General features: G+C 72.4%; 12 protein-coding genes and 1 riboswitch. Of the genes, 7 read left to right on the top strand and 5 right to left on the bottom strand.

The genetic code is table 11. The annotated features are described in order from the left end of the window. A riboswitch (cobalamin riboswitch) is annotated at nucleotides 1-140 on the bottom strand. A 43-nt stretch (nucleotides 141-183) separates the two neighbouring features. From ACIPPS_RS20735 to ACIPPS_RS20725, 3 genes are read left to right on the top strand one after another with little or no spacing between them, the layout of a single operon-like run. Then, nucleotides 184-1608 (top strand): cobalamin biosynthesis protein CobG, encoded by a 1425-nt coding sequence (locus ACIPPS_RS20735; RefSeq protein WP_401433982.1) that lies wholly within the window; start codon nucleotides 184-186, stop codon nucleotides 1606-1608. Then, nucleotides 1605-2258: a precorrin-8X methylmutase gene (locus ACIPPS_RS20730; RefSeq protein WP_401433979.1), complete on the top strand. Its 654-nt coding sequence runs from the start codon at nucleotides 1605-1607 to the stop codon at nucleotides 2256-2258. Before ACIPPS_RS20735 ends, ACIPPS_RS20730 begins: the two co-directional genes overlap by 4 nt. Further along, entirely contained in the window at nucleotides 2255-3760 is a 1506-nt protein-coding gene (locus ACIPPS_RS20725; protein ID WP_401433976.1) for a precorrin-2 C(20)-methyltransferase, read from the top strand. Before ACIPPS_RS20730 ends, ACIPPS_RS20725 begins: the two co-directional genes overlap by 4 nt. Nucleotides 3761-3860: 100 nt before the next feature. Here ACIPPS_RS20725 and ACIPPS_RS20720 read toward each other — a convergent pair whose 3' ends face one another. The 3 genes from ACIPPS_RS20720 to ACIPPS_RS20710 form a co-directional block, all read right to left on the bottom strand. Beyond that, nucleotides 3861-4301, bottom strand: coding sequence for an ATP-binding protein (locus ACIPPS_RS20720; RefSeq protein ID WP_401433974.1), 441 nt, complete (start codon nucleotides 4299-4301; stop codon nucleotides 3861-3863). A gap of 266 nt (nucleotides 4302-4567) precedes the next feature. Then, nucleotides 4568-5914 (bottom strand): hypothetical protein, encoded by a 1347-nt coding sequence (locus tag ACIPPS_RS20715; protein WP_401433971.1) that lies wholly within the window; start codon nucleotides 5912-5914, stop codon nucleotides 4568-4570. A gap of 10 nt (nucleotides 5915-5924) precedes the next feature. Beyond that, nucleotides 5925-6683, bottom strand: a complete 759-nt coding sequence (locus ACIPPS_RS20710) for a hypothetical protein (protein ID WP_401433968.1) — start codon at nucleotides 6681-6683, stop codon at nucleotides 5925-5927. Between the two features lie 65 nt (nucleotides 6684-6748). Between ACIPPS_RS20710 and ACIPPS_RS20705 the strand changes: the two genes are divergently transcribed. Next, complete coding sequence (locus tag ACIPPS_RS20705; protein ID WP_401434653.1) at nucleotides 6749-7579, top strand: glycosyltransferase family 2 protein; 831 nt, start codon at nucleotides 6749-6751, stop codon at nucleotides 7577-7579. Between the two features lie 5 nt (nucleotides 7580-7584). Here ACIPPS_RS20705 and ACIPPS_RS20700 read toward each other — a convergent pair whose 3' ends face one another. Next, the gene (locus tag ACIPPS_RS20700) at nucleotides 7585-8625 is read right to left on the bottom strand and encodes an NAD-dependent epimerase/dehydratase family protein (RefSeq protein ID WP_401434651.1); all 1041 of its coding nucleotides are present in this window, start codon (nucleotides 8623-8625) and stop codon (nucleotides 7585-7587) included. A 205-nt stretch (nucleotides 8626-8830) separates the two neighbouring features. Between ACIPPS_RS20700 and ACIPPS_RS20695 the strand changes: the two genes are divergently transcribed. Continuing rightward, entirely contained in the window at nucleotides 8831-10147 is a 1317-nt protein-coding gene (locus ACIPPS_RS20695) for a helix-turn-helix domain-containing protein (protein WP_401433965.1), read from the top strand. Nucleotides 10148-10256: 109 nt separating this feature from the next. Here ACIPPS_RS20695 and ACIPPS_RS20690 read toward each other — a convergent pair whose 3' ends face one another. Next, nucleotides 10257-11087: a cobalt-precorrin-6A reductase gene (locus ACIPPS_RS20690; protein WP_401433962.1), complete on the bottom strand. Its 831-nt coding sequence runs from the start codon at nucleotides 11085-11087 to the stop codon at nucleotides 10257-10259. A gap of 21 nt (nucleotides 11088-11108) precedes the next feature. Here ACIPPS_RS20690 and ACIPPS_RS20685 point away from each other — a divergent pair, with 21 nt between their 5' ends. After that, on the top strand, nucleotides 11109-12227 hold the full coding sequence (locus ACIPPS_RS20685; protein ID WP_401433960.1) for a cobalt-precorrin-5B (C(1))-methyltransferase: 1119 nt from the start codon (nucleotides 11109-11111) through the stop codon (nucleotides 12225-12227). A gap of 107 nt (nucleotides 12228-12334) precedes the next feature. Continuing rightward, on the top strand, nucleotides 12335-12409 hold the full coding sequence (locus ACIPPS_RS20680) for a 50S ribosomal protein bL37 (RefSeq protein WP_099895366.1): 75 nt from the start codon (nucleotides 12335-12337) through the stop codon (nucleotides 12407-12409). The last annotated feature ends 124 nt before the right edge of the window (nucleotides 12410-12533 follow it).

Raw genomic sequence — 12533 nt, 5'->3', positions numbered from 1 at the left:
GGGTGGTCGTGTGGACGGCAGGAGTTCCTGACTCACCCGGCCCCTCGCGGGACCTGGCTCACAGTGGCGGGACCGCGCCGGAATCTCACCGGGCTTCCTCCCCGGGGTCCTGGGACCCCATGCCGATCCGAATAGTAGATCGTGCGTCCTCCGGGCCTGGCGGGGACCGCTGGTGACGTCGGTATGCTCGCCGCCATGCCGCCCACCCCACCCACCTCACCCCTGCCGGGCGAACCGCCCGTACGGGACCGTGGCGACGCCTGCCCCGGGGCGCTTCGGCTGCACTCCGCGGACGACGGCCGCCTGGCTCGACTGCGGCTGCCCGCAGGGTTGTTGACGGTACGTCAGGCACAGGTCCTGGCCTCCGTCGCGGAGGGCCTGGGGGACGGCCGGATCAGCGTCACCTCACGCGGGAACGTGGAGCTGCGCGGCCTCGGCGAGGGGTGCGGGGCGGAGCTGGCGGAGGTGCTCGCGGACGCCGGGCTGCTGCCCTCCGCGACCCATGAGCGGATCCGGAACGTGGTGGCCTCACCGACGGCCGGGCTGGACGGACTCGGCTGCGGTGACGTGCAGTTGTGGGCCCGGGAACTGGACGCGCTGCTCTGTGGGCGGGAGTGGACGGCGGCCCTGTCCGGTCGGTTCCTCTTCGTCCTGGACGACGGGCGCGGGGACGTCGCCGGGCTCGGCGGCGATGTGACGTTGGTCGCAGGAGAGACGTCCGTACGGCTCCGGGTGGGCGACCAGGTCTTCGCGGTCGCCCCGGTGGACGCGCCCCGGGCCGCGCTCGCCGCGGCCGGTGCCTTCCTCGACGCCGCCCACGCCGCGGGAAACGGCGCCTGGCGGGTCCGGGAGCTGCCCGGGGAACACGTACCGGGCCTGGCCGAGGCGCTCGCGGCGGCCGGCGTACCGGCGGAGCCCGTACCGGCACCCACGCCTCCGCGGACCGCGGCACCCCCGCCGGCCCCCGGCCTGCTCGGCGAGCACGCCCTCCACGTCCTGACCCCCCTCGGCCGCCTCACGGCCGCACACCTGCGCGCGCTGGCGGAGAGCGCGGCGGGCGGGGAGAACGCGGACGGCACGGAGAAAGCGGACAGCGCGAAGAGAGTGGACAACCCGGCGAACGCGGCGGCGTCCCACGGGGAGCTGCGGCTCACCCCCTGGCGTGGGGTCGTCGTCACCGGCTTCGCCGACCGGGCGGCCGCACGGGAGCGGCTCGCCGTCCTCGACACGTACGGCCTGATCACCGACCCCCGCTCCCCCTGGGCGGGCGTCGGCGCCTGCACCGGCCGTCCCGGCTGCGCGAAGTCCCTCGCCGACGTCCGCGCCGACGCCACCCCGGGCCACGGCGGCGCCCCGGAGCACGACGCCACCCCGGGCCACACCGACGCCACCCCGGGCCACGCCGACGCCCCCGGCGGTCTCCCCGTCGCCCTCCCCGTCCACTTCTCCGGCTGCGAGCGCCGGTGCGGCCACCCGCAGGCCGAGACCTGGGTCGACGTCGTCGCCACCGGCGAGGGCACCTACCTCGTCGACGGGCGGCCCACCCCCCGTACCGACCTCCCCGACGCCGTCGCGGCGGCCCGCACCCCCTCAGCAACCACGAGATGAGCGAGAGCACCAGGATGTTCGACTACGAGAAGGACGGCGCGGAGATCTACCGCCAGTCCTTTGCCACGATCCGCGCCGAGGCGGATCTCGCCGCCCTGCCCGCCGACGTCGCCACGGTCGCGGTCCGCATGATCCACGCCTGCGGCATGACCGACCTCGTCCGCGACCTCGCCCACTCCCCGCAGGTCGTCTCCCGCGCCCGCGCGGCCCTGCGCGCCGGCGCGCCGATCCTGTGCGACGCGCAGATGGTCGCCAGCGGTGTCACCCGCAAGCGGCTGCCCGCCGACAACGACGTGGTCTGCACGCTCTCCGACCCCGCCGTGCCCGCGCTCGCCGCCGAGCTCGGCACCACCCGCAGCGCCGCCGCCCTCGAACTCTGGCGCGACCGCCTCGAAGGCTCCGTCGTCGCCATCGGCAACGCGCCGACCGCGCTCTTCCACCTCCTGGAGATGATCGCCAAGGGGGCGCCGCGCCCGGCGGCCGTCGTCGGCATACCGGTCGGCTTCATCGGCGCCGCCGAGTCCAAGGACGCCCTGGCCGCCCAGCAGCTCGGCCTCGACTACCTCGTCGTCCGCGGCCGGCGCGGCGGCAGCGCCATGACCGCCGCCGCGATCAACGCCCTCGCCCACGAAGCGGAGATCCAGGCATGAGCGCGCACCCGACCGGCAAGCTGTACGGCGTCGGCCTCGGGCCCGGCGACCCGGAGCTGCTGACGCTCGCGGCCGTGAAGGCCATCGCCGCCGCCGACGTGATCGCGTACCACTCGGCACGCCACGGCCGTTCCATCGCCCGCTCGATCGCGGCCGAGCACCTGCGCGCCGACCACATCGAGGAGCGGCTGATGTACCCGCTCACGGTGGAGACCACGGACCACCCCGGCGGCTACCGGGGCGCGCTCGACGACTTCTACGAGGAGGCGGCCGCCCGCCTCGCCGCCCACCTGGACGCCGGCCGCACCGTCGCCGTGCTCGCCGAGGGCGACCCGCTCTTCTACGGCTCGTACCAGCACATGCACAAGCGGCTCGCGCACCGGTACGACACCACCGTCATCCCCGGTGTCACCTCGGTCAGCGCGGCGGCCGCCCGGCTCGGGGAGCCGCTGTGCGAGGCGGAGGAGGTTCTGACGATCGTCCCGGGCACGCTGCCGGAGGACGAGCTGACGGCCCGGCTGGCGGGCACGGACTCGGCGGTCGTGATGAAGCTGGGCCGTACGTTCCCGACCGTGCGCCGCGCCCTGGAGCGCGCGGGCCGCCTGGAGGACGCGCGGTACGTGGAGCGGGCGTTCATGGCGGGCGAGCGGACGGAGCTCCTGGCGGACGTGGACCCGGAGACGGTCCCGTACTTCTCGGTGGCCGTGCTGCCCTCCCGGGTCGACGCCGTGGCGCCGGAGTCCCGCGAGCGGGGCGAGGTCGTCGTCGTCGGCACCGGCCCGGCGGGGGCGCCCTGGCTGACGCCGGAGTCGCGCGGCGCGCTCGTCAACGCCGACGACCTCGTCGGCTACACCACGTACCTCGACCGGGTGCCGGCCCTCCGCCCCGACCAGCGGCGGCACGGCTCGGACAACAAGGTCGAGTCCGAGCGCGCCGAGTTCGCCCTCGACCTCGCGCGGCGCGGGCGCCGGGTCGCGGTCGTGTCGGGTGGCGACCCGGGCGTCTTCGCGATGGCGACGGCGGTCCTGGAGGTGGCGTCGGAGGAGCGGTACGCGGACGTGCCCGTACGGGTCCTGCCGGGCGTGACGGCCGCGAACGCGGCGGCGGCCGCGGCGGGCGCCCCCCTCGGCCACGACTACGCCACGATCTCCCTCTCCGACCGCCTGAAGCCCTGGGAGGTCATCGCGGCCCGGCTGCGCGCGGCGACGGAGGCGGACCTGGTCCTGGCCCTCTACAACCCGGGCTCGAAGTCCCGCACGCACCAGGTGGCGGCCGCCCGCGACCTGCTGCTCGAACTCCGCTCGCCCGAGACCCCGGTGGTCGTGGCGCGGGACGTCGGCGGCCCGGAGCAGTCGGTCCGGGTGGTGACGCTGAAGACCCTGGAACCGAGCGAGGTCGACATGCGCACGCTGCTGCTGATCGGCTCGTCGCAGACCCGCGCGGTGGAACGCCCGGACGGCCGCACGCTCACCTGGACACCGCGCCGCTACCCGGAGGTGTGAGAGGCCCCACCCCTCGCCCCTTGCGAAACCGCCGATCCGAACCCCCGGTCGTCTCACTCGTACGCGGAGACGACCGGGGCGGCCATGGGTCCGTCGATGCTCATCGCGGGTAGTCCGCGAACTCCCTCGCGTCGCCCTGCGGAGCCTCGGCTGCCAGCTCGGCCCACACGAGCTTGCCTGCGCCGATCCTGGGAGTCACGCCCCACCGCGCCGCCAAGACGTCGACCACGGGAAGCCCCCGACCCCTCGTGGCATCCTCACCGTGCAGCGCCATCGAGGGGCGTGCCCCCGAAGCATCGTGCACCTCGATCCGAAGGCCGTCGGGCGAGGGAATGTACCGGGTCTCGACCTCTCGGCCCGGCACGCGCCCGTGCCGTACCGCGTTGGTCAGCAGCTCGGAGAGGACCAGCAATGCGTCATCCTCGATGCCTTCCATGCCCCAATTCGCCAACGCTGTACGCAACTCGGCGCGTGCCCGCCCTACAGAGCCGGCAGTCTGCCGCCAGCGGCGTACCACCATCACCGGCTTGTCCTGATCCATCACGCGACCACCACGCGGGAATCAGATGCGGCCGTACTGGGATTCCCTGCAGAGCGAGCCGCAGAGCCCGGCGCCGCTGTCGCTGACATCAGGCCTTCTCTCCTTGCTCGTGCGCGCAGTAGTGCACAGACGCGATGGATGGGGTCCATTGTGTTGACGCTCCTTTGCAGCGACCGGTCTGACGGTCGCGGGGGTGTAGTCGTGGGCTGGCAGCCCGGGGACACCGGCGGCGAGGGTCGGCGAGCAGATGCCGTTGGCGCCGCTGACTACAGGCCGGCGGTGAAGGGCACGGCGGTCGGATGTCCGGCGGCTTTACCGGTGTTGTCCCTACGCATGGCAGTCATGCCGAGGTCGGCCAGGCGAGGAACGCAGGCGACATCGAGCTGCTCGACCGGGTGCAGCAGGCCTCGCTCACAGGACTCCGCCACCCAGACCGTGCAGTCAGCTGCCGGATAGGCAGGATTGATCCCGATCTCGCCCTTGGGGAGGAACCCGTTGAACGGCGTCGCGATCCCCCTCTCGTTCCAATAACTCCACGTCCGCAGAGCCTTTGCCTGCTCGAAGGCGAGATAGAGATGGGGGTAGCGGTCGAGGAGCCGCATCTCACGGAAGATCGCCTGGCCCAGGAGAGACGGCGCGGTCTCAGTGAGCTCGTCGAAGTCCGCTCCGCGGAAGCTGAAGGCGATCGCGTCCTGACGAGGGTCGAGAGCGAGGGCGGCGAACAGGTGCGCCAAACGGTCCCGCACATAGATCGCTGCGCCGGGCGCCAATCTGGGGTCGATGCCGGCGATGATCTCGCACAGACGGGCGTGCCCGGGGTGGAATCGGGAGAGGTCGAACAGCTTGTCCATGCCGGTGACGGCCGAGAACGCCAGCTTCTTGCAGAGGCGGTTGTTCATCTCGCCGGTCTCGGCATACGTCCTGGTCTCCAGCGTTGTGGAGTGAAGCATCAGGTACTCCGAGAGGACTTCGAAGTACAGGTAGCCCAGGAACGGCATCCCCCGCACAGCGACGGCGAGCCGATCGACGAACTCGTCCGGTGGCGTCCGCATGCCCGTGGCGTTGGCCAAGGCAATGTCCAGGAACGGTGCGACCGTTCGGATCTGCTGGAGCACGGTGTGCCTCAACCGTGCGTCCTCGGCATGGGTGAGGAAACTGCGGTGGTGCAGGTAGGTCCGCAGGTGGATGCGGCCCAGGCGCAGATAGTCGATACCCATGGCCGGGACCGGAGCGGCGGGGATGAGCTCGATGACCAGGCTGCGAGTGTGCGGCTTGGTCTCCAGCAAGTAGGCACCGAGGTTGTGCGGGCGCAGGCCGGTGGCCTCGGGAGTGAGCGGCACGCAGTACAGGGCTGCCAGGAGACAGCCGGAGGAGGCGTAGAGCTGGCCGCTGGCCCGGATGGCGTCCAGTGCTGTCGTGGTGTGCATCAGATGGATGGTTCCGCCGCCGACCAGCGTCTGCGTCATGGCGTTGTCCGTCAGCAGCCGGCCCTGGGGGGTGTCGTACCGCAGGCGGTGGCGCCAGTCGGCTTCGCTCTCGGCAAGAGAGACGGGCACCGGTCGGGTAGTGGCTCTGGTGTAGTCGGTATGGGCGTCGTCGAGTTCGGTGTCCACGGCAGGTCCTCTACTGGCTGCGGGTAAGCATCTGACGGGCGGTGACGAGTGCAAGGGTTTGGGTGGCGCCTTCGAGGTGGGCCCGCTCGCTGCGCACGACGAGGGCGAACGCGGCAGCTGGGAGCCAGTCGGGCAGCGCGAGGCGCAGGCGGGAGACCTCCGGCCACCACCGCCTGAGCGGCAGGCGGTAGCGATCCAGGCAGTCGGCTGCCTTGAGCACGTCCACCAGGTGCGGAGCAGCCCGGTAGGCGCGCCGCTGCGGGCCGGTGAACCTCTCGTACGGCACGTCGTGCAGAGCGATCGCCGTCGCCGCCCGGTACAGCGCGGCCATCGACACCTGGCGGTCGAGTGCGCCGGTGATGGCGTCGGAGTTACGCAGGAACCAGGTAGCGGCGCGCCACCCGTGTCCGGGGTCCTCCCGGTCATCGCGGCGCCGGCAGTCGTGGACGGCCCCGGCGGCACACACGGCCGCGACGTCCTCGCCTTCAAGGCCGTACTCCTCGGCGAGCAACACGGCGATCAGGCTGACTCGGGCGTTGTGACGTACGCCGTGGTTGGTGTCGGCCAGGGATGGAAGGGCGAACCAGGATGCCGGTGGTACGAGCATCTGACCAGGCCGTGGGAAGCTGGGCGCGGCGTCGAAGTTCGCCGGCCGGTTGCTCTCGATCCACCTCAGCGTCACGTGGTCCATCGGCTGGTGGGCGGGCAGTCGGCGCTCCTGGGCGAGTTCTCGAAGGCTGGCACGTGGCTGCGGGGTGAGTTCGGGCATGGCTTCCTTCAACACACGACAGAGGGGTGCGGGCGGGCGTGAAGCTGGGCGTGGCGATCCTGACGATGGGCACACGGCCCACGGAGCTGGCGGATCTGCTGGCGTCCGTCGAGCGGCAGACGGCCCCGGCCGCGCGGACCGTCGTGGTCGCCAACGGGTGCGCACTGCCGGAGCTGCCGTCGTGGGTTCAGACCGTGCAGCTGGCGCAGAACCTGGGGGTGACAGGCGGCCGCAACGCGGCTTTGGAGCACCTACGGGACATGGACCTTGTGCTGGACCTGGACGACGACGGTCTCCTCGTCGCCGACGACGTCTTCGCCACGATCGCGGCACTCTTCGAGGCGGACGACAGGCTGGGTGTCGTCGGCTTTCGCATCGCGGACGAGACCGGACTGACCCAGCGCCGTCACGTGCCCAGGCTGCGGGCCGGTGACCCGATGCGCGGCGGTCTGGTGACCGGGTTCCTCGGGGGCGCGCACGTACTGTCCACGAGGATGCTGGCTCAGATCGGCGACTGGCCGGAGGCGTTCTTCTTCGCGCACGAGGAGACCGACATGGCATGGCGGGCGATCGACGCCGACTGGCACGTGCGCTACGAGCCGCAGTTGTTGCTGCAACACCCTGCGACATCCCCGGCCCGGCACGCGTTCTTCTATCAGGTCAACGCCCGCAACCGGGTCTACCTGGCGCGTCGGCACCTGCCGATGGCACTGGTCCCGGTCTATCTGGGGGTGTGGGTGGCGCTCACGGTGGTCCGCACCCGCAGCCCCTCCGGTCTCAGGGCATGGTTCGGCGGGTTCGTCGAGGGTTGGCGCACGCCGTGTGGGCCCCGTCGTCCGATGCGCTGGCGCTCTGTGTTCACCCTCGCCCGCCTGGGCCGCCCGCCGGTGATCTGAACGCCTCACGCGGCTGTCTCCCCGGCCTGGGCGTACAGCCACGCCGGGATGGCCTCGGGGGTCTTCCTCAGCCAGGCCGTATACCGCCGAACGCCGTCCTCGACGCGCACTTGCGGCTCCCATTCCAACAGCTGCCGCATCATCCTCGTGTCGGCGCATCCGCCGAGCGGATCGCCCTGCGGCCGTGGTGTTTCGGTGATCCTGGCGCCGGGGTAGTGGCGGCGCACCAGGTCGGCGACCTGGCGGACGGACGTGGCTCGGCCGGTGCCGACGTTGACCGTGGCGCGGTGCGCGTGCGCGGTGACGGCGGCCAGTAGCGTCGCATCCGCGACATCGTCGACGTGGATGAAGTCGCGGATCTGACGGCCACCACCGTTGAGGTGCAGCGGCAGACCGAGCGCGGCCCGCATGGCGAACCACGCCACCGCCCAGCTGTGGCTGTTCTCCTTGACCACCTGAGGCTCGCCATAGACGGAGAAGTACCGCACGATCGCGTACGAGTCGATGTCGCGGCCCAGGGTCAGAGCGGTCTGGTGCTCACCCCACACCTTGGTGTTGGCGTAGACCGACCCGGGGTTCGACGGGTCGCTCTCACTGAACCGGCCCCTGGCGCCCCCGGCAGCTGTGCCAAGGCCGTAGACGCTGGCCGAGGAGACGAAGACAAGCCGCTTCAGGGTGCTGGAGTGCCGGACCGCGGCATCCAGAACGGTCTGGGTGCCGTCGATGTTGGCCCGAAGCGCCGATGCCGGGTTGCGGGTGCATTCGGCGACATCGGCCAGGGCCGCGGCGTGAATGACGAAATCGCTGTGCGAGATCACGTCGTCCATCAGCGCGGCGTCGGTGATGTCACCCGCGATCACATCTCGGTCTCTGGGAGAGACGTTGAACACGGACGAGCAGGTGGAGGATCCGTAGGCGTCCAGCCGGCCCACGGCGAGCGGATGTGCCCCGACGGCTCGGAGCTTGTGCACGATGCGGCTGCCGACGAGCCCGAACCCGCCAGTCACCGTCACGGTGGCACCGGACAGATCAGCGAAGCGATTCATAGTGTTCACGCAGGACAGCCCTTCTCGACAGCTCCGTGCAGGAGTTGCACGGCATGGCACTGCCCAGGAGAGCACCGGCGGCGCAGGCGTCCCAGGGGACGGCTGTGTGTCCGGTGTGTGCCCGACCCAGGCGAACTGGGCACGCAGAGCGACCGGTTGAGGCATGGTGGAAGGGAAGGCATGGGCACCGACACCGGGGGGCGGCATGGAGCTGGACCGGCATCCGCTGGCGCATCTGCGCCGACAGCGTCACTGGTCCATGGCCGACCTCGCCCGTCTCCTGCGCGCCCAGGCCCAAGCGCGCGGCCTGCGCAGCGGCATCGATCGCAACCGCGTCTGGCGCTGGGAGAACGGCACCACACCCAACGAGGAGAGCCAGTCCCTGCTGGCATGCCTTCTCGACGTTCCCGACGGCGTGACCGAGCGGCTCAGGTGGCCTGACTGGTTGCCCGCCTTCGAACAACCCGCCGTGTTGAGCCCGTCGGGAAGTCGGGCCGCGCTGAGAGAGGTGCAGGTCACCCGTATGGACCGACGATCCTTTCTGGTAATGAGCAGCAGCAGCCTCATCGATCTCGCCGCCGACTGGGCCCGTATTGAGCCGCGCCACCTCGGCCAGGCGCTCGGCGGGAAACAGGGCGTCGACACCGAACTGCTGGAATGGCTCGAGCGGCGCTCTGCCGAGCTGCGAGCGATGTCCTCCGGGCCGCACTCGCACGTCGGCTCCCTCATCGACGCCCACCTGCACACGACGGTCGATCTCATCGCCCAGGACCGTTATGCCCCGGAAGCGGGGCGGCGTCTGCACGCGGTGGCCGCGGACCTCGCGCACGTGGCGGGCTGGCTGCGTTTCGACGCCGACCGGCACGCCGATGCCCAACGGCACTGGCAGGCCGCTGTCCACGCCGCCCACCAGGCCGGTGACCGGGATCTGGCCGCGGTCGCGCTGTCCGACCTCGCCTATCAGGCCACCTGGCTCTCCCGGCCCGCCGATGCGGTCCGCATCCTGGAACACGCCCGCTCCCGGACCCGTGCACCGGCCGCCCTGTCCCTGCTTGATGTGCGCCGCGCCCGCGCCTGCGCGGTGCTCCAGGACCGTTCCAGCGCCCAGCGCGCGCTGGCCTCGGCGGAGGCCGAACTGGAGCGGGTGCGCCTACAGTCGACACCCTCCGTGGTCTCCTGGATGTCGGTGGCGGACGTCAACGCCGACGCGGGGCGGTGCTGGCTGGACCTCGGTGATCCGGCGCTCGCCGGCGCCGCGATCGATGCCGGACTGGGCGAGCTCGATCCACGCCGCGCTCGCACCAAGGCAGTCTTCCTGACGTACCGGGCCGAAGGCGCACTCCGCAGGTGCGACGCCCCGGCTGCTGCCGCCGATGCCCGCGCCGCCCTCGACACCGCCCTCGGTTCAGGAGCGGCCCGCTGCGTCGACCTCGTCTCGGCATTCATCAGCCGCCTGGACGGGAGATCCGAGCGCCCGATCGCAGAGCTTCGCGAGTACGCACGCGACAGCCTCGCCGGGTGACCCGGCCGCGCCAGGTGCCGAGGCAGGCCTGGACAGCGGCCTTATTCTGACGCGAGATGTTCGTGCGTGTCGGACCCGACCCACGCGGGTCGCGAGGTCCGCGATCGACCTATGCGAAGGCTTCCCCGGATCCGTCGTCGGGGCGTCGGCCGCTGCCACCGACCCGTGCGGCTCCCCCGTCGGGACAGGCGGACACCACCCACGCCGCCGCCTCCTCGACCGTCGTCGCGACCGGGGCGCCGGCCGGGACGGGTGGGCGGCGGATCACGACGACCGGGATGCCCGCCTCCCGGGCCGCCGTGAGTTTCGGGGCGGTCGCGGCGCCGCCGCTGTCCTTGGTGACGAGGACGTCGATGCGGTGGCGCGCGAGCAGCTCCCGCTCTCCGGCCAGGGTGAACGGGCCCCGGTCCAGGAGGACTTCGGTGCGGGCGGGCATCGGGGGCTCGGGCGCGTCCACGGACCGTACGAGGAACCACTGCGGGCAGTCCGCGAAGGCCGCGAGCCCCATCCGCCCGGTCGTCAGGAACACCCTCCCCCCAGGACCTCCGCCGGCACGGTGCCCCCGTCCGAGCCCGGTCAGGGCGGTCGCCGCCTCCGCCAGGGAGCCGACCGGGTGCCAGTCGTCGCCGGGCGCCGGTACCCAGCCGGGGCGGCGCAGCGCCAACAGGGGAACATGGGCGGTGGCGGCCGCCCGGGCCGCGTTGAAGCTGATCGTCTCCGCGAAGGGGTGGGTGGCGTCGATGACCGCGTCCACGCAGTGCGCGCGCACCCACTCCACGAGCCCCTCGACACCGCCGAACCCGCCGATCCGGACCTCCCCGGCGGGCAGCCGGGGCGCGGCGACCCGCCCGGCGAGCGAGCTGGTGACCCGTACGGAGCCGTGGAGAATCTCGGCGAGCGCGCGGGCCTCCGTGGTCCCGCCGAGAATGAGTACGTGCACGGGAGCCATGGGAGTCCCTTCATGAGTGCGGGCGGCGGGCGCGAGGCCCAACTCAAGCACACCGGTCTGCGGCCCGGCTGGACGACCGGTGCGTGCGCGACGGCGGCGACCACGGCCGCGTACACCGCGCTGCTCACCGGCGACTTCCCGGACCCCGTGTCGATCACGCTGCCGAAGGGGGCCCGGCCCGCGTTCGCGCTCGCGGCCGAGAGGCTGACCGGTGACGCGGCGATGGCGGCCGTCGTCAAGGACGCCGGCGACGACCCGGACGTCACGCACGGCGCGCTGATCCGCTCGACGGTACGGATCCTCCCGGCCGGCTCCGGCGTCGTCTTCCGCGCCGGTCCCGGCGTCGGTACGGTCACGCTGCCCGGCCTGCCCCTGGAGGTCGGCGAGCCGGCGATCAACCCGGTCCCGCGCCGGATGATGCGCGAGCACGTGGCGGAGGTCGCGGCGGCGCACGGCGGCAGCGGCGACGTGGAGATCACGGTCTCCGTCGACCACGGCGAGGAGATCGCCCGCTCCACCTGGAACCCGCGCATCGGGATCCTGGGCGGCCTGTCGATCCTGGGGACGACCGGTGTCGTCGTGCCGTACTCCTGCTCGGCGTGGATCGACTCGATCCGCCGGGGCGTGGACGTGGCCCGCGCGGCCGGGCTCCGCCACGTCGCGGGCTGCACCGGCTCCACCTCGGAGCGGACGGTGACGACGCTCTACGACCTCCCCGAGATCGCCCTGCTCGACATGGGCGACTTCGCGGGCGCCGTCCTCAAGTACGTCCGCCGCCACCCGGTCGACCGGCTCACGGTCTGCGGCGGCTTCGCCAAGCTGTCCAAGCTCGCGGCGGGCCATTTGGACCTCCACTCGGCCCGCTCCCAGGTCGACAAGGTCTTCCTCGCGGAGCTGGCCCGCACGGGCGGCGCGTCCGAGGCGCTGGCCGTGGAGATCGCGGAGGCGAACACGGGCCTGGCCGCCCTCCGCCTCTGCGAGGCGGCCGGCGTCCCGCTCGGCGACCTGGTCGCCGCCCGCGCCCGCGACGAGGCCCTGACGGTACTGCGCGGCGCCCCGGTCACCGTCGACGTGGTCTGCATCGACCGGGCGGGGGCGGTCGTCGGACGGTCGTCGCAGGCGCGTCGGTAAACCCCGCGCCCGGAACACCACCCCCGGCGTTTCCCCGTACCGGGTGCGGACCGCACCCCGCGAACCTAGCCTGGGTCGGGTCAGTACCCCCGTCGAGAGGGAGTCCCATGGCCAAGCGCGGCAACAAGAAGCGGGCCCGCAAGAAGAAGAAGGCGAACCACGGCAAGCGTCCCAACGCCTGACCGTGACGAGTGGCGGAGGCCGGGTCCCGAGGGGCCCGGCCTCCGCCCGTGCCCCGAGGTCGGCGTCCCGTCCCGCTCAGCAGACGACGCCGCAACCCGCCCCCGCTCAGCAGACGACGCCGGC

This window comes from Streptomyces sp. NPDC090127, assembly GCF_044746945.1.
Lineage (GTDB): Bacteria > Actinomycetota > Actinomycetes > Streptomycetales > Streptomycetaceae > Streptomyces.
Note: the sequence above shows the minus strand (reverse complement) of the source record. Positions and strands in the feature narration are given on the sequence as shown.